Here is a 17,359-nt window from a genome sequence, read left to right on the forward strand (position 1 = left end):
AAAAAGAATAATTAATGTCATATTGAGCTCAGTCGAAAAGCAATATCATAACGAGTTCATTTGTTCCTCGACTGGTCTCAAAATGATGATTATGGTTTGTTGAAAACAATGTATTTTTGCAAACCAAAAAATGAAAAAAATATAACTATGTTAAAGAAAATAGTTTTCATTCTAAGTATTGTTAGTGTAATCGTTGCCTGTTCATCTTCAGATGACAGCAATGGAGGCAGTAATGATAATTTTGATAGAACAGCTTTGTTAACCAATTATGCGGATAATATTATCGTTCCTGCATTGGTTAATTTTCAGTCTAAAATGTCAGATATGGAAACCGCGAAAAGCGACTTTATCAATGACATTAACCAAACCAATTTGAATATATTGAGTGATGCTTGGCTAGAGGCCTACAAAGCATGGCAGCATGTGGAGATATTTAATATTGGTATTGCAGAAACACTTTCTGCAGATGAGAATAGTGGATTTGTTGTATTCTTCAATAGATATCCTGTTACTGTCTCAGATATTGAAGCAGGTGCAGCATCGGGTAATTACGATTTAAATGCTATTTCCTATTATGATGCACAAGGGTTTCCGGCATTGGATTTTTTAATTCATGGCGTGGCAGATTCAGACACAACCCCTTTAGATAAGTTTACAACCAACCCTAATTTTGAAGGTTACGCAAATTATATCACGGATGTGATCGCTCAAATGAGAACGATAATTAATACTGTGGTAAGTGATTGGCAAGGGTCATACAGAGACAGTTTTATAAACAATACATCTTCTAGCGCTACAGGATCTTTCAATAAAATGGTCAATGATTTTATTTACTATTATGAAAAAGGATTGAGAGCTAACAAAATAGGAATTCCTGCAGGTAATTTTTCTGTAGATCCATTGCCAGAAAAAGTAGAAGCATATTACAAAAACGATGTATCTAAAGAATTGGCATTACTTGGGTTGGAAACAATTGAGAAAGTATTTAATGGGCAAGCAATAGTTGGCTCAGGAGCATCTTCCCAAAGTTTTGCATCTTACTTGGATTATTTAGAGAATTCACAGTTAAGGGACGATATCAATGCCCAATTTTTAGCTACAAAACAACAAATACAATCTTTAAACAATAGCTTTAGTCAACAGGTTATGGAAGATAATACCCAAATGACCCAAGCGTATGATTTGCTTCAAGGTGCGGTCGTATTGCTAAAGGTTGATATGGCTTCTGCGTTTAACGTAAGTATCGATTTTACGGATAGTGACGGAGATTAATTCAAAATAATATGAAACTAAGGGTTCTCTTAATTGGGAATCCTTTTTTTATTTATGCCAAAGACCATAAGCACATATATAAATACAAAAACCAATGCAGCGCCTTTAGCTGTTTTTAGAATTGGTTTTGGTCTTATGATGCTGTTAAGTATCGTTAGGTTTTGGTCTTATGGCTGGATTGAGACATTATATATAAACCCAAAATTTCACTTCAGTTATTATGGGTTAGATTGGGTAAAACCCTTGGGTAACTATACCTATATTATTTTTGTGGTTTGCGGTTTATCAGCGCTATGCGTTGCATTGGGCTTAAAATACCGTATTGCTATAATTACCTTCTTTCTAAGCTTTACTTACATTGAGTTAATGGATAAGACCACGTATCTCAACCACTACTATTTTATAAGCCTTTTAAGTTTTTTAATGTGTTTTTTGCCTGCCAATGCTTACTATTCATTAGATAATTTAATCAAGAAAAAAGAATATAACCAAATCCCTAAATGGACAATTGATAGTATAAAATTATTGTTAGGAATTGTATATGTATATGCTGGCTTGGCCAAGATTAATAGCGACTGGTTGTTTAAAGCACAGCCATTAAAAATATGGTTACCATCTAAATATGATTTACCCTTTATTGGCGAAACCCTTATGCAACAACACTGGTTTCATGTTGCTATGAGTTGGTCTGGTATGCTGTATGATTTATGTATTCCATTTTTATTGTTGTACCGAAAAACGCGTTGGGTGGCATTTGCTTTAGTCGTGTTCTTTCATGTATTTACCAGAGTATTATTCCCAATAGGGATGTTTCCGTACATTATGATTGTATCTGCATTGATATTTTTCGATGCTAATATTCACGAGCGAATTATTAGTGTATTTAGAACATTATTCAAGAATATTAAGACCACTAGAACAAAGCTTAAAACTCAAGTCTACCATTACAAAAGACAAAACTTAATACTTCCGGTCTTAACGGTTTTCTTTACCATTCAGTTACTCTTACCGTTTCGTTATGTACTGTATCCAGGTGAGCTGTTTTGGAAAGAAGAAGGTTATCGGTTTTCATGGCGCGTAATGTTAATAGAAAAAACAGGCTATGCCGAATTTAAAGTGGTTAACGGAAAGACCAAAACATCGTTCTTGGTGAATAATTCAGACTTCCTAACACCTTTGCAGCAAAAAGAAATGAGTACCCAACCCGATTTCATTTTAGAGTATGCACATTATTTAGGACAACATTTTGAATCGCAAGGACACGAAAATTTAGAAATCTATGTGGATAGCTATGTGGCTTTAAACGGAAGACGAAGTCAGCGTTTTATTGATCCAGATGTTGATTTGCTAAAACAAAAAGAATCATTTAAACCCAAAAACTGGATTTTACCATTAAAGGATGAAATTAAAGGATTATAGCTTACTGTTCATATTTGTAATTGTTGGTTACATGGCATTTGCTCAACAAAAAGTATCTGGTACAATTACTAACACTGCTGGTCAACCTATCAATAAGGTTGAGGTTTATGATAAAGTTTCAGGTCGATTGACAACAACCAATACACAAGGGTATTACGAGTTCTCAACTGAGAAAACGGATATAACTTTGGTGTTCTTTTCCTATGAATTTAAAATTAAGGAAGTGCAGATTACCATTAATGGAGATGTGGTTTTAAACCAAACTCTAGAACCATTGGGTGAGGAATTAACTGCTGTTGAAATTACAGCCAGAAAAACTAAAGTCTTTGAGTTGAGCAGACTGAGGGATGTCGAAGAGACTGCAATCTATGCTGGTAAAAAAACCGAAGTGGTTTTAGTGGAGCAGTCCATGGCAAATTTAGCAACGAATAATGCAAGGCAAATTTACAGTCAAGTCGCTGGATTGAACATTTACCAAAATGATGATGCAGGTTTACAATTGAATATTGGTGGACGAGGTCTCGACCCAAATAGAACGGCAAACTTTAATACCAGACAAAACGGTTATGACATCAGCGCAGATGTGTTGGGTTATCCAGAAAGTTACTATTCGCCAGCAGCTGAAGGTTTAAAGGAAATTCAGGTGATTAGAGGTGCTGCATCCTTGCAGTACGGTACACAGTTTGGAGGACTTATCAATTTTGTAATGAAAGAACCAAATCCTAACAAGCCTTTTGAGTTAGTTACAAGAAATACCTTGGGAAGTTTTGGATTATATACCAATTTCACTAGTGTAAGTGGTACAAAAGACAAGTGGAGTTACTACACATTTTTCAATTATAAAAGGGGAGATGGCTTTAGACCAAATTCAGAATTTGAATCTAAAAACATCTTTGCACACATTGGTTATCAGCTTTCCGAACGTACCAAGCTTTCAGCAGAATTAACCTATCTCGATTATTTGGCTCAGCAAGCGGGAGGTTTAACGGACAATATGTTCAATGAAGATCCCTATCAGAGTAATAGAGCGCGTAACTGGTTTGAAGTAGATTGGTTGTTGTACAACTTTAAATTAGCTCATCAGTTTTCAGAAAAAACAAACTTTACATTTAACTTTTTTGGGTTGAATGCTACCAGAAATGCATTGGGATTTAGAACCAATCGCGTAGATCAGGTAGATCCAGGACAAGAACGTGATTTAATAAAAGGGAATTTCAATAACTATGGTTTTGAAGCACGGTTATTGAGCGAATATAAACTCTTCAATAAAGACGCTACGTTTTTAATTGGTTCAAAATTTTATAACGCTAATAACAGCCAGCAACAAGGACCAGGTTCGGCTGGTATTGGGCCAAATTTCAATTTACAGACAGAAGACTATCCAAATTATCCAGATCAGTCCGATTTTGATTTCCCAAATCTGAATATTGCCGTTTTTGGTGAAAACATTTTGTATTTAAATGATAAGTTTTCAATAACACCAGGCTTTAGATTTGAGTATATAAAAACAGAAAGCGAAGGTTTTTATCAACGGATTAATACAGATGCTGCTGGTAATGTTATTTTTGAAGAAACCGTTGAAGACAATCGCGATTTTGAGCGTAATTTCATTTTACTAGGCTTAGGTTTGAGTTATAAACCCAATTCAAACGGAGAGGTCTATGGAAATATTTCCCAAAATTACCGTTCGGTAACCTTCTCGGATATTAATATAAATAATCCGGCATTTACTATAAACCCAGAAATCACAGATGAGGATGGTTTTACAGTAGATTTAGGGTTTAGAGGTAACTACAAACGTTTTGTCTCTTACGATGTAGGTGCTTTTGCATTGTTTTATAATGACAGGATTGGCTTTGTTCAAAAAGGTTTGGATGATGGTCGTGTGGTTAGCGAACGTGGAAATATTGGTAATGCTGTAATGTACGGAGTAGAATCCTTATTCGATTTTAACTTGAAGAAAATCCTTAGAATGAATAACGATTACAGTTTCAACTACTTTATCAATACCTCAATAATTAAATCAGAATATACAAGTTCAGAACAATCAGGTATTGAAGGCAATGAGGTAGAATTTGTGCCAGACCTTAATTTAAAAACGGGCTTAAGATTTGGCTATAAAAATCTTATGGCTAATGCGCAATACACATATTTGGGGAGACAGTTTACAGATGCCACCAATTCTTTGGAGTCAAACTTAAGTGGAGTCATAGGCGAAATCCCAGAATACGATATTTTAGATATTTCGTTATCCTACACTTACAAAATGTTTAAGCTAGAAACTGGTGTCAATAACGTTTTTGATAATGCCTATTTCACAAGAAGAGCAACCGGTTATCCGGGCCCAGGAATTATCCCTTCTGCTCCGCGGAATTGGTTTACGACGTTAGAGGTCACATTTTAGTAACATTGTATCAAATATTAGTTGAATCTTTATTCAGGTAATGCTTATTGATTAATAAGGTCTTCATGAATTTATACTTAAACTTTTTTCAGGCGAGTTAAGTGAAATAAAAAGCGTAAATTTGCACGCAATTAAATCTTAATTGCCATGACAGCACACGAAAACAAAATCCTAGGTGAAGGTCTTACCTACGATGACGTCCTTTTAGTTCCAGCCTTTTCTGAAGTATTGCCTCGCGAGGTCAATATTCAAACAAAATTTACTAGAAACATTACGATTAACATTCCTGTGGTTTCAGCAGCTATGGATACGGTTACAGAAAGTAAAATGGCCATTGCCATGGCCCAAGAAGGTGGTATCGGTGTGCTTCATAAAAATATGACCATAGAACAGCAAGCCAGTAAAGTCCGTAAAGTAAAACGTGCGGAAAGCGGTATGATAATCGATCCAGTAACTTTGCCTATGGACGCTATTGTTGCTGACGCAAAAAATGCCATGCGAGAACATAGTATTGGAGGAATTCCTATTGTTGATGACAAAGGTGTACTAAAAGGTATTGTTACCAATCGTGATTTACGTTTTGAGCATGCCAATGACAAACCCATCGTTGACGTTATGACTTCTGAGAATCTGGTGACAGCACCAGTTGGAACCTCATTGAAAGATGCTGAGGCAATTTTACAAGCCAACAAGATTGAAAAACTACTAATAGTTGAAGGTGATAAGCTTGCAGGTTTAATTACCTTTAGAGATATCACTAAGGTGACTCAAAAACCTATAGCAAATAAAGATACTTACGGAAGATTACGCGTAGCAGCTGCTATAGGCGTAACAGGTGATGCCGTAGAGAGGGCAGAAGCATTGGTTAATGCAGGAGTAGATGCTGTAGTTATAGATACAGCTCACGGTCATACAAAAGGTGTAGTAACGATACTTAAGGAAATAAAAAATAAATTTCCAAGTCTTGAAGTCATTGTTGGTAACATAGCAACAGGTGAAGCTGCTAAATATTTGGTGGAAGCAGGTGCAGATGCAGTAAAAGTTGGTATTGGTCCTGGTTCAATTTGTACCACACGAGTTGTGGCTGGTGTTGGGTTTCCACAATTTTCAGCTGTGTTAGAAGTTGCTGCAGCGATTAAAGGCTCTGGTGTTCCTGTGATTGCTGATGGTGGAATACGCTATACAGGTGATATTCCAAAAGCCATTGCTGCTGGTGCAGATACGGTTATGTTGGGTTCACTTTTAGCAGGGACAAAGGAAAGTCCAGGGGAAACTATTATCTACGAAGGTCGTAAGTTTAAATCGTATAGAGGGATGGGTTCTGTTGAAGCTATGAAACAAGGTAGTAAAGACCGTTATTTCCAAGATGTAGAAGACGATATTAAAAAATTAGTACCAGAAGGAATCGTTGGTCGTGTGCCATACAAAGGAGAACTGTATGAAAGTATTCATCAATTTGTAGGCGGACTTAGAGCCGGTATGGGTTATTGTGGTGCCAAAGATATTGCAACCTTAAAAGAGAATGGTCGTTTTGTAAAGATTACCGCAAGTGGTATTCATGAAAGTCATCCGCATGATGTGACTATTACTAAGGAAGCGCCAAATTATTCGAGATAATAGGTTAATAGTAGTTTACTGAAATACTATAGGTAAATCAGAATTAGGTATTTTCACGATAATGTAAGGTTGGGTGATTACAGTTGTTGCGACTCCTTCAGGACTTAATTCAGAGATGTTCACTACAATATGTTCAGAATCAATAGAAATATTTAAATCTAAACTGTGTCCTCCAGTTGATTTAATATCATCAATTACTGCTATAACTGTGAATTTGGAGAAGTCTATATCCGTTTCTGTAAAACCGTCTGATACATTATTCACGGTGTTCATTTGATTTAATAACGAATCCCAGGAATTCTGGTCTGTAATAACGAGGTTCTGTTGATCTATATTTTCTTCTCCGGCTCCATGAAGATTTCCTTTGGCAATAAGTGTCGCTTCAACCTCAGAAGATTCGGTCTTATTTTCGCTTTCGTCACAACTAAATGAAAGGATTGAGAGTAGTATAATCAGTAGACTTTTTTTCATGACTTATGTTATTTGATTTATAATTTGCCTTACCTATTAATGAGTTGCGTCAAATCTATAGCAACTTTTTAAGCAGTATTTCCTCTAAGTTAGCTCAAAAAAATTAGAATCCCAAGTTACAATAAACCGTATCTTTACGGTCGTTTTAAACAACAAATGAGGAAACACGATTATATCATTTTAGGAGCAGGAGCCTCAGGATTAATGCTGGCATATCGCATGGCACAAGACACTTATTTTGATGATAAATCGATTTTAATCATTGATAAAGCAAAGGCTAAAGGTAACGACAGAACCTGGTGCTGTTGGGAAGAGGGTAAAGGTGAGTGGGACGATTTACTCACTAAAACTTGGCCTAATGTTTTCTTCGGAAGCAAAACCTATTCAGAACAGATTGATATTTCTCCATACCATTATAAAATGATTCGTAGTGAAGATTTTTATAAATCACTATGGGAAATTATACTTAAAAAACCAAACATCACCTTTATAAATAATACTGTAGATAGCTTTACTGAACTTAAAGATGGAGTACAGGTTATTACCAAAAAAGGGAGTTATGTTGGCTCAAAACTATTTAATAGTTGGCATAACCCTTCAGTGTATGAGTCTCAAAAAAAGTATCCGGTTCTGCAACAGCACTTTGTTGGTTGGTTCGTAAAAACTAAAGAGGAAACTTTTGATGATTCAATGGCAACCTTCATGGATTTTACAGTGCCACAGAACGGTAATACACGTTTTATGTATGTCTTGCCAATGGATAAAAATACAGCACTGTTTGAATACACCTTGTTTTCAAAAGATTTACTAGAACAACCAGAATACGAGGATGCCATTAAAGATTATTTGGAAGAACGAGGAATTGGAGATTATGAAGTTATAGAGAAAGAAAAAGGCTCTATACCAATGACGGCTTTTAAGTTTTCAGAATTGAACTCTAAACATATTTTAAACATAGGCACAGCAGGCGGATGGACAAAAGCCAGTACAGGCTATACCTTTAGTAATACAATAAAAAAAACAAAGGCTTTAATTGGGTTCTTAAAACAGGAAAGTGACTTGTCTAAATTTCATAGAAAATCAAAATTTCACTTTTACGATGCTATCTTCTTAGATGTATTGGCGAATCATAATAATGAGGGAGCGGCATTATTTTCATCCATGTTTAAAAAGGCTGATGTTAAAACCATATTCAAGTTTTTAGATGAAGAGTCGAGTTTACTTGAAGATTCAAAGATCATTCTTTCAGTACCACCAAAACGATTTATACAGGCTTTCCTAAAGCGATTGTTTTAAGCCTCGGTGTAAACTTGTCCTCGATGAGGTTTTAACGCATCTCTAACAGGTATCATTTCAGACTCATCAACAACTAAGAAAGCAATACTGTGCATTTCACTTAAGGTTTCAACACCTGTTATAGTAATATTCAAATCGTTTATAGCAATATATTCTTTTAGATGAACCAAATGGTGCTCTGCTGTTTTCTGACTGACAGGACCTCTAAAGTCCCATATTAATTTTAGCCTACGCATTGGCAACTGAGTTGCCGTTTTCGACAAAATTTTTAAAGTTGGTCATGTATTTTTTGGTTTGTTTTTTAAAGGCCCTCGGCATTAAAAACAACATGGTATTCATTACAAAGTTTGTAGGTTCAAATTCATTTTTGCAAATCCATTTGGTGTGACCTTGTGGAGTACTTTCAAAGTAGTTCTGTTGTATGTTTCTAACACCTTTTGTGTTGTATGTAGCATGAAATTCATTTGGGAAATTTTGTTTAGTAATAGTTTCGATCAGTTCCATTTTGCGTTTGCCGAAATCGTAGTTTAGCTTCATTTTGGCTCCAAATTCACCAGGTGTACCAGAAATGTGTTCCGCACCAACCAAACCCTCTTGCCAATGCTTCATGTTTTCGGTAGAGTTCATTTTGTTTATGACCTCTTTCAGTGGTTTTTTTATTATAATTTCAGTCGTATATTTCATGTTATAACGATAAAGATTTAAAGATAAATAAAAGCACTAATACTAACTTTAATTTATCGACGTTTCTACCATTTTAGAAGTTGTAATAACCATATTGTTGATCTTCACATATCAATTAAATTATGCGTGCTCTTCAACTTGTAGAATAGGTGATTTATGTTATTTTTGCTGAACCTCTAAATTAAGAGCGTTAGGTTAAATATTGTTAAGATTTAAAGAAGAACAGATATGAAAGTGAAATTTAAATTAATGCTTTTAGCGTTGCTTGCACTAAACGTTTCTTTTTCTCAAGAGAAAGATGAAGTACTGTTGAAAGTAGATGACGAACCTATAATGACTTCAGAATTTTTAAGGGTTTACAACAAAAATTTAGATTTAGTAAAAGACGAAAGTCAAAAGGATGTCGATGGCTACTTAAAATTGTTTACAGAATATCAGTTAAAATTAAAAGAAGCCAAACGATTAAAATTGCATGAGGATGCAAATTACCAGCGCGAATTTCTAAGATATAAAAATCAACTGACCAAGAATTACCTCTCAGAAAACAAAGTTACTGAAGCTTTGGTTAAGGAGGCTTATGACCGAAGTAATATGGACATTAATGCGTCACATGTATTGGTAAGGTTGGACGAAAATGCTAAGGACACATTAAATGCATATAATGAAGTTTTACAGTTAAGGGAGCGTGTTTTAAATGAAGGATTTGATGCGGTAAAGAAAGACATGCACAATGGGCAAACCATTTTTTTAGAAGACTTAGGTTATTTTTCTGCATTTAAGATGGTATATAATTTTGAAACGGCAGCCTTCAACACACCAAAGGGTGAAATTTCCATGCCGTTTAGAACCCAGTTTGGTTATCATGTTGTAAAAGTTAATGACAAGCGACCATCAAGAGGTACGATTACAGCTGCGCATATCATGATTGCATTAGAGCAAAAGGACTCACTCTTAAACCCTGAACAACGCATCAATGATATCTATAAAAAAATACAACAAGGCGAAAATTTTGAGTCTTTGGCAAAGCAATTCTCTGATGATAAAAGCTCTGCCAAAAACGGTGGAAAATTAACGCCTTTCAAAAGTGGTCAACTGAGCTCTACCGAGTTTGAAGACCAGGCTTTTGCATTAAAGAATGATGGAGATATAAGCCAACCTTTTAAAACAGAATACGGTTGGCATATTGTTAAGCGAATAGAACTTAAGCCCATTCAAACTTTTGATGAGTTAAAACCTACTTTAGAAGCAAGGGTTAAAAGAGACTCTAGGTCTAAGTTGATAAATACAGCGATGGTAAATGAGTTGAAAAAGCGTTACGAAATCTCATATAATCCTGAAGCTAAAGCCTATTTTGAGTCTATACTATCCAAAGACTTTTTTTCACGTTCATGGAGACTGCCAGAAAACTTCGATAAGGACAAGACGGTTTTCACAATCAACGATAGACCATTTACTTACAATGAATTTGGCCGTCATCTCATGTCTGCTCAGCGTGCTTATGGAAATAAAAGCGTGCCATTTTCTGTGGTCGTAGATAAAGAATTAGATAAGTTTTTTGAAAGATCGATTCTACAATATAGAGAGGATAACCTAGAGTCAGAAAATCAAGATTTTGCTAATATCCTAAAGGAATATAGAGATGGATTATTGTTGTTTGATTTAATGGAAAAAGAAGTCTGGAATAAAGCCTCAAAGGACTCAGTGGGATTAGAAGCATATTACAACAAAAATAAGTCTAAATATCAATGGAATGAAAGAGTAGAAGTGGTGATGGCTTCTTCTGCTAATGAAGCTAATGCCCAAAAGGTTTTAAAAATGATGAAAAAGGGTAAATCTCAGGAGGACATTAATGCCGAGTTGAATACGGACTCTAAAAAGAACATCATTTTCACCAAAGGCACCTACGATATAAATGATAGTAAGTTACCAACCAGCTTTGAAGTAAAGGAAGGCGTGTCTAAAATTTATGAGCACAACGATGCATTCCATGTCTTTGATGTAAAGGCTGTTTTACCAGCAGGAAACAAAAGCTTGAAAGAAGCAAAAGGTAATGTGATCAATGATTATCAAGAACAACTAGAGGCCAACTGGATAGATGGTCTTTACAAACGTTTTAGCGTTGAGGTCAATGAAGACGTGTTACAGAACGTGAAATCTAAAATTAGAAAACAATAATTTTTTTGAAAAAATCCCTCTTTATATTAACCACGTGTATTTTGCTTCACGGTTGTGATTTCTTTAAAACAACTGATGATCGCGAACCCATAGCACGAGTAAACGACTCTTATTTATACAAAGAGGATGTTGCGGACGTAGTACCCGAAGGTGCAAGCAAAGAGGACAGTCTCCTTATGGTCAACGCTTACATTAATCGTTGGGCAAGACAATTGTTGCTTATGGATGGCGCTTTATTAAATCTTTCTGAAGACAAGCAAGAAGACTTTTCTAAACTGGTTGATCAATATAAGAACGACCTCTACACAAAAGCTTATTTAGAAGCTTTGGTGAAGAAAAATATAGATACGGCTGTTAACAAAAATGAAGCTGAAGTATTTTATGAGGCCAATAAAGAGTCTTTTAAACTCAATGATGATCTATTACAGTTTAGATATATAAGTTTACCCTTAAACCCAATTAATTTAGATACCATAAAGAAGAGATTTAGACGCTTCAAATTAAAGGATAAACGCTATTTAGACTCTTTGTCTGTGCAGTTTAAGAGCTATTCACTTAATGATTCACTATGGGTAAAATATAATCAGGTAGCAGAAAAAGTTCCTGTTGTAAATCAAGAAAATAAAAACCAACTGTTAAAAAAAACTAATTTCTTACAACTCAAAGATTCATTAAACCTATATTTGATGCAAGTTAATGACGTACGTTTGCATAATGATTATGCACCATTGGATTACGTCATGCCTTCAATAAAACAAATTGTTATAAATAAACGGAAGTTAGAGCTTATTAAGCAACTAGAAAATGATATTACAAAAGATGCAATTAAAAACAATAAATTTCAAATATATAACTAGCACAGCGGCTTTTTGCTGTATGTTCTTTTTTGGTTTTATTCATTCACAAGAAATTATTCCTGATGAAGAAACACCTAAAATAAAAGCTAAGGATAGTATTGTAAACCAAACACGGATTAAAGCCGATGGTGTGGCAGCCGTAGTTGGTGATTACATTGTTTTAGAGTCTGATTTAGATCGTGAAATTGCTCAGTTAGAAGCCCAAGGTGCGGATTTATCTGGTATAACACGCTGCGAACTTTTTGGTAGCCTTTTGGAGAAAAAATTATATGCACATCAAGCTGTTCAAGATAGTGTAATAGTTAACGAACTGTACATTCAGTCTTTAGTAGAGCAGCAAATACAAGGTATCATGGCGCAGACAAATGGCGACATGCAAGGAATGTTAGAATTTTATAAGAAGGATTCTGAAGAAGCGCTTAGAGAAGAAATGTATGAGATAAATAAGAATAATTATCTGGCTCAAGAAATGCAAACTAAGGTCATTAAAGATGTTGAAATAACTCCTGAGGAAGTAAGAACGTTTTTTAATGACATTCCAGAAGATGAAAGACCAACGTTTGGTACGGAATTAAAGGTTGCTCAGATTGTTGTTATTCCAGAGGTTACCGAAGAGGCAAAACAAGAAGTTATTGAAAAGCTTAAAGGTTATAAAAAGGATGTGGAAGAAAACGGAGCCAGCTTTACAACTAAGGCATTATTTTATTCTGAAGATACAGGCTCTAAAAACAATGGCGGGTTATTGCCAACTATGAATAGAAAGCAACCAAGAATGGTGAAGGAGTTTAGAGATGTGGCTTTCAACTTGCAAGAAGGTGAAATTTCAGAACCGTTCGAAACAGATTTTGGATACCATATTATATATCTCGAAAAAATTAGAGGGCAAGAGTACGACGTAAGACATATTTTATTGAGACCAAAGTTGACGGCAGAAGCAATTCAGAAGGCAAAAGATGAAATAGACATGGTTAGGGAAAAAATAGTTGATGGAAGCATTTCTTTTGCAGAAGCTGCTAGAGAGTTTAGTGATGAAAAAGAGACCAAGTATGAAGGAGGTCAATTAACCAATCCTACAACACAAGACTTTAATTTTGAACTAACCAAAATGGACACTGAGATGTACACTCAGATTCAAGATTTAAAAGATGGTGAGGTTAGCCCAGTAATACAAGATGAAGATAGAATCAATAGAATTAAGTTTAAGATTATGACGGTTACGGACAGAATTAATGACCATAAGGCTGATTACTCTAGAGACTATCTAAAAATTAAGGAACTTGCATTACAGGATAAACAAATAAAAGCCATAGAGAAATGGCAGAAAGAAACCATTGCAGAGACTTATATAAAGATCAACGGTGAATACAGAGATTGTGATTACCAAAGTAACTGGCTAAAAACACAATAGAATATGTCTGATGTTACCACAATCGAAAACTTTGTAAAAAAATATAAGGCACTAAAGCAAGAAATCGCTAAAGTCATTATTGGTCAAGATGATGTAGTAGATCAAATTTTAATCTCTATATTCTCTGGTGGGCACTCGCTTTTAATAGGTGTGCCAGGCTTAGCAAAAACCTTGATGGTAAATACTATTGCCCAAGCTTTAGGTTTAGACTTTAAGCGTATACAATTTACACCAGACTTAATGCCTAGTGATATTTTAGGAAGCGAAATTCTTGATGAAAATCGTCATTTTAAGTTCATTAAAGGGCCAATTTTTGCTAATATTATTTTGGCAGACGAGATTAACAGAACACCACCAAAAACTCAGGCAGCGTTGTTGGAGGCAATGCAAGAGCGCGCTGTAACCGTTGCAGGTCACAATTATAAACTTAACTTGCCTTATTTTGTATTGGCAACCCAAAATCCAATTGAGCAAGAAGGAACATATCCATTGCCTGAAGCACAGTTGGACCGTTTCATGTTTGCGATCAATTTAGAGTATCCTTCTTTTAAGGAAGAAGTGGATGTGGTAAAAACCACAACTACAGATGTTCAGGCAACCGTAAACCCTTTGTTTACTGCACAAGAGATCATTGATTTTCAGAATGTGATTAGACGCATTCCGGTGGCAGATAATGTTATTGAATATGCTGTCTCTTTGGTGAGTAAAACAAGACCAAAAGCAGATTCTGCTGCAGATATTGTAAGGGAGTTTGTAGATTGGGGAGCAGGACCACGTGCATCTCAAAATTTAATTCTTGCGGCAAAAACTCATGCTGCTACACTTGGGAAGTTTTCACCAGATATAGAAAACATTCAAGCTGTTGCAACAGGAATTCTAAGACATAGAATTATTAAAAACTACAAAGCAGATGCTGAAGGTGTAAGTGATGAAAAAATTATTGAAAGCCTATTTTAAATCTTATGAAAACTAGTAAAAGAAGACTTATTCCTGCAATAATCATTTTTTTGATTGGTCTTGCTTTTACCATTATTGGTACACTTTTTAAAATTCAGCATTGGACTTTTGCAAGTGAACTTTTCACAATTGGCAATCTATTTATGGTCATTGGAATTGTTGTAACCATCCTCATATTATTGAGAATTTATAGGACAAAGCCTTAAATTCATAATTATTCTAAATAATAGAATTTATTAAATTGATATATAAATCCCTGTTTTACTGTTAATTATTCATATAATTATCAGAGATATAAATAGTTTGTGATTTATTTTCAATAAAAATGCGATTTCGTTACATATTTTTAAAAACGCTAAGGAATTCGTAATTTTGTACTGCTAAAAAATTGAATTATCAACCTCATAAAAATACTATATGGCATTTGACATTGATATGATTAAAAAGGTTTACGCTAACATGACGGAGCGAGTTGATGCTGCGAGAGAGATTGTTGGAAAACCATTAACCCTTTCAGAGAAAATATTATACTCTCACCTGTGGGATGGCAAACCTACTAAAGCTTTTCAAAGAGGAAAAGATTATGTGGATTTTGCACCAGACCGTGTAGCGTGCCAAGATGCAACAGCGCAGATGGCACTCTTACAGTTTATGCAAGCTGGTAAACCTAAAGTTGCGGTACCAACAACGGTACATTGTGATCACTTAATCCAGGCAAAGGATGGTGCAGCTACAGATTTAAAACACGCAAACAGTACTAGTAGTGAGGTATTTAATTTCTTAGAATCAGTATCAAATAAATATGGTATAGGATTTTGGAAACCAGGAGCTGGTATTATTCATCAGGTAGTGTTAGAGAATTACGCTTTTCCTGGAGGAATGATGATTGGTACAGATTCACATACTGTAAACGCAGGAGGTTTAGGTATGGTAGCCATTGGAGTAGGTGGTGCAGATGCTGTGGATGTCATGGCCGGTATGGCTTGGGAGCTGAAATTTCCAAAATTAATTGGTGTTAGATTAACAGGTAAATTGTCTGGCTGGACAGCTCCAAAAGATGTCATCCTTAAAGTAGCAGAAATTCTGACTGTAAAAGGTGGAACAGGTGCTATTGTGGAATACTTTGGGCCTGGAGCACTTTCAATGTCTTGTACAGGAAAAGGAACTATCTGTAATATGGGAGCTGAAATTGGCGCGACAACATCTACATTTGGTTATGACGATTCTATGGAGCGTTACCTTAAAGCAACAGACAGAGAAGATGTTGCAGCAGAAGCAAACAAAATAAGAGAATATCTTACTGCAGACGATGAGGTTTATGCAAACCCTGAGCAGTATTTCGATCAGGTTATAGATATCAACCTTTCAGAATTAGGCCCTTTATTAAACGGACCTTTTACACCAGATTTATCTACAGAAGTAGGTAAGGACATGACTGAAAAAGCACAGGCTAATGATTGGCCAATGCAGGTAGAATGGGGATTGATAGGTTCTTGTACCAATTCGTCTTACGAAGATTTGTCGAGAGCATCATCAATCGCACAGCAGGCTTTGGATAAAGGACTTAAAACCAAAGCTGAATTTGGTATTAATCCAGGGTCTGAGCAGGTACGTTACACAGCAGAGCGGGACGGAATCCTTCAGGTGTTTGAAAAATTAGATGCTAAGATTTTCACTAACGCTTGTGGACCTTGTATAGGGCAATGGGCAAGATATAGTGACCCTAAAAATGCTCCTAAAAACAGTATTGTACATTCATTTAACAGAAACTTTGCTAAGCGTGCAGACGGTAATCCAAATACGCACGCCTTTGTCGCTTCACCGGAAATTACAGCTGCGATTGCCATTGCTGGTAGATTGGACTTTAATCCAATGAAGGACACGTTAATTAACGAAAATGGCGAAGAAGTGATGTTAGACGAGCCAACAGGATGGGAATTACCTCCAAAAGGTTTCGACGTTAAAGAAAATGGTTATTTAGAGCCTGTTGCAGATGGGAGTAAGGTAAATATTGATGTAAATCCTACATCAGAGCGTTTACAGTTATTGACGCCTTTTGAGCCTATTGGAGACTCTATCACAGGGGCAAGACTATTAATTAAAGCGTTTGGTAAATGTACAACCGACCATATTTCTATGGCAGGTCCTTGGTTACGTTTTAGAGGACATTTAGATAACATTGCTAATAATACGTTGATTGGTGCTGTAAATGCCTTTAACCAAAAAACTAATTTTGTTAAAAATCAATTAACTGGAGAATATGGAGGCGTACCAGATGTGCAGCGTCAATATAAAAAGAATGGAATCTGGTCAGTAGTTGTCGGTGACCATAATTATGGTGAAGGATCATCTAGAGAGCATGCCGCTATGCAACCAAGACATTTGGGAGTAGCTGCTGTAATTGTAAAATCATTCGCGCGTATTCATGAGACTAACCTTAAGAAACAAGGTATGTTAGGACTTACGTTTGTTAATGAGTCTGATTACGATTTAATACAAGAAGATGATACGTTCAACTTTTTGGATTTAAATGAATTTGCACCAGATAAGCCACTACATGTTGAGGTGGTTCATGCAGATGGTTCTAAAGATACCATAGCATTAAACCATACTTATAATACGGCGCAAATTGCATGGTACAATAAAGGTTCTGCATTAAATTTAATTAAAGAGCAGAATAGATAATAAAGTACTTTATATATAGATTGTGAAAGGCCCTTAAAATTTAAGGGCTTTTTTTATTGTAAGGATTTGTAAAATCTTACGACATAAGCCTTAATCTAACAAAACCTTCCCTAA

General features: G+C 35.5%; 14 protein-coding genes. 11 read left to right on the forward strand and 3 right to left on the reverse strand.

From position 1 onward, the window contains the following. Nucleotides 1–147 precede the first annotated feature (147 nt). From F1003_RS12640 to guaB, 4 genes are all read left to right on the forward strand, one after another. The gene (locus F1003_RS12640) at nt 148–1,272 is read left to right on the forward strand and encodes an imelysin family protein (protein WP_155089794.1); all 1,125 of its coding nucleotides are present in this window, start codon (nt 148–150) and stop codon (nt 1,270–1,272) included. Nucleotides 1,273–1,326: 54 nt separating this feature from the next. Then, nucleotides 1,327–2,691 carry an HTTM domain-containing protein gene (locus tag F1003_RS12645; RefSeq protein ID WP_155089795.1) on the forward strand — a complete coding sequence of 455 codons (1,365 nt, stop codon included), beginning with the start codon at nt 1,327–1,329 and terminating at the stop codon, nt 2,689–2,691. Then, nucleotides 2,672–5,095: a TonB-dependent receptor domain-containing protein gene (locus F1003_RS12650; protein ID WP_155089796.1), complete on the forward strand. Its 2,424-nt coding sequence runs from the start codon at nt 2,672–2,674 to the stop codon at nt 5,093–5,095. Before F1003_RS12645 ends, F1003_RS12650 begins: the two co-directional genes overlap by 20 nt. Nucleotides 5,096–5,242: 147 nt before the next feature. Further along, complete coding sequence (gene guaB, locus F1003_RS12655; protein ID WP_155089797.1) at nt 5,243–6,712, forward strand: IMP dehydrogenase; 1,470 nt, start codon at nt 5,243–5,245, stop codon at nt 6,710–6,712. A 15-nt stretch (nt 6,713–6,727) separates the two neighbouring features. Here guaB and F1003_RS12660 read toward each other — a convergent pair whose 3' ends face one another. Then, nucleotides 6,728–7,183 (reverse strand): protease complex subunit PrcB family protein, encoded by a 456-nt coding sequence (locus F1003_RS12660; RefSeq protein WP_155089798.1) that lies wholly within the window; start codon nt 7,181–7,183, stop codon nt 6,728–6,730. 156 nt (nt 7,184–7,339) lie between these two features. On the opposite strand from F1003_RS12660, the gene F1003_RS12665 reads away from it, so the two are divergent. Further along, the gene (locus tag F1003_RS12665) at nt 7,340–8,479 is read left to right on the forward strand and encodes a lycopene cyclase family protein (protein ID WP_155089799.1); all 1,140 of its coding nucleotides are present in this window, start codon (nt 7,340–7,342) and stop codon (nt 8,477–8,479) included. Here the strand turns inward: F1003_RS12665 and F1003_RS12670 are convergent. Together F1003_RS12670 and F1003_RS12675 are read right to left on the reverse strand one after the other, a co-directional pair. Then, nucleotides 8,476–8,715 carry a hypothetical protein gene (locus tag F1003_RS12670; protein ID WP_155089800.1) on the reverse strand — a complete coding sequence of 80 codons (240 nt, stop codon included), beginning with the start codon at nt 8,713–8,715 and terminating at the stop codon, nt 8,476–8,478. The genes F1003_RS12665 and F1003_RS12670 overlap by 4 nt on opposite strands. Continuing rightward, a complete protein-coding gene (locus tag F1003_RS12675; RefSeq protein WP_155089801.1) occupies nt 8,708–9,163 on the reverse strand; it encodes an SRPBCC family protein in 456 nt (151 codons plus the stop codon). The genes F1003_RS12670 and F1003_RS12675 overlap by 8 nt, the downstream gene beginning before the upstream one ends. 228 nt (nt 9,164–9,391) lie before the next feature. On the opposite strand from F1003_RS12675, the gene F1003_RS12680 reads away from it, so the two are divergent. The 6 genes from F1003_RS12680 to F1003_RS12705 all read left to right on the forward strand — a co-directional run bounded on the left by F1003_RS12680 (nt 9,392) and on the right by F1003_RS12705 (nt 17,245). Further along, a complete protein-coding gene (locus F1003_RS12680) occupies nt 9,392–11,338 on the forward strand; it encodes a peptidylprolyl isomerase (protein ID WP_155089802.1) in 1,947 nt (648 codons plus the stop codon). A gap of 5 nt (nt 11,339–11,343) precedes the next feature. After that, the gene (locus tag F1003_RS12685) at nt 11,344–12,195 is read left to right on the forward strand and encodes a peptidyl-prolyl cis-trans isomerase (RefSeq protein WP_155089803.1); all 852 of its coding nucleotides are present in this window, start codon (nt 11,344–11,346) and stop codon (nt 12,193–12,195) included. Beyond that, nucleotides 12,143–13,603 carry a peptidylprolyl isomerase gene (locus F1003_RS12690; protein ID WP_155089804.1) on the forward strand — a complete coding sequence of 487 codons (1,461 nt, stop codon included), beginning with the start codon at nt 12,143–12,145 and terminating at the stop codon, nt 13,601–13,603. Before F1003_RS12685 ends, F1003_RS12690 begins: the two co-directional genes overlap by 53 nt. Nucleotides 13,604–13,606: 3 nt before the next feature. Continuing rightward, nucleotides 13,607–14,560, forward strand: coding sequence for an AAA family ATPase (locus F1003_RS12695; RefSeq protein WP_155089805.1), 954 nt, complete (start codon nt 13,607–13,609; stop codon nt 14,558–14,560). A gap of 5 nt (nt 14,561–14,565) precedes the next feature. Beyond that, entirely contained in the window at nt 14,566–14,766 is a 201-nt protein-coding gene (locus tag F1003_RS12700; RefSeq protein ID WP_155089806.1) for a GldL-related protein, read from the forward strand. A gap of 211 nt (nt 14,767–14,977) precedes the next feature. Continuing rightward, on the forward strand, nt 14,978–17,245 hold the full coding sequence (locus tag F1003_RS12705; protein ID WP_155089807.1) for an aconitate hydratase: 2,268 nt from the start codon (nt 14,978–14,980) through the stop codon (nt 17,243–17,245). Nucleotides 17,246–17,359 lie beyond the last annotated feature (114 nt).

This window comes from Winogradskyella ouciana, from assembly GCF_009709615.1.
GTDB classification, from domain to species: domain Bacteria; phylum Bacteroidota; class Bacteroidia; order Flavobacteriales; family Flavobacteriaceae; genus Winogradskyella; species Winogradskyella ouciana.

Excerpts from the sequence above, each read along its gene's own strand:
- F1003_RS12640 (WP_155089794.1), top strand. The coding sequence starts at position 148 with ATGTTAAAGAAAATAGTTTTCATTCTAAGTATTGTTAGTGTAATCGTT.
- F1003_RS12645 (WP_155089795.1), top strand. The coding sequence starts at position 1,327 with ATGCCAAAGACCATAAGCACATATATAAATACAAAAACCAATGCAGCG.
- F1003_RS12650 (WP_155089796.1), top strand. The coding sequence starts at position 2,672 with ATGAAATTAAAGGATTATAGCTTACTGTTCATATTTGTAATTGTTGGT.
- guaB (WP_155089797.1), top strand. The coding sequence starts at position 5,243 with ATGACAGCACACGAAAACAAAATCCTAGGTGAAGGTCTTACCTACGAT.
- F1003_RS12660 (WP_155089798.1), bottom strand. The coding sequence starts at position 7,183 with ATGAAAAAAAGTCTACTGATTATACTACTCTCAATCCTTTCATTTAGT.
- F1003_RS12665 (WP_155089799.1), top strand. The coding sequence starts at position 7,340 with ATGAGGAAACACGATTATATCATTTTAGGAGCAGGAGCCTCAGGATTA.
- F1003_RS12670 (WP_155089800.1), bottom strand. The coding sequence starts at position 8,715 with ATGCGTAGGCTAAAATTAATATGGGACTTTAGAGGTCCTGTCAGTCAG.
- F1003_RS12675 (WP_155089801.1), bottom strand. The coding sequence starts at position 9,163 with ATGAAATATACGACTGAAATTATAATAAAAAAACCACTGAAAGAGGTC.
- F1003_RS12680 (WP_155089802.1), top strand. The coding sequence starts at position 9,392 with ATGAAAGTGAAATTTAAATTAATGCTTTTAGCGTTGCTTGCACTAAAC.
- F1003_RS12690 (WP_155089804.1), top strand. The coding sequence starts at position 12,143 with ATGATATTACAAAAGATGCAATTAAAAACAATAAATTTCAAATATATA.
- F1003_RS12695 (WP_155089805.1), top strand. The coding sequence starts at position 13,607 with ATGTCTGATGTTACCACAATCGAAAACTTTGTAAAAAAATATAAGGCA.
- F1003_RS12700 (WP_155089806.1), top strand. The coding sequence starts at position 14,566 with ATGAAAACTAGTAAAAGAAGACTTATTCCTGCAATAATCATTTTTTTG.
- F1003_RS12705 (WP_155089807.1), top strand. The coding sequence starts at position 14,978 with ATGGCATTTGACATTGATATGATTAAAAAGGTTTACGCTAACATGACG.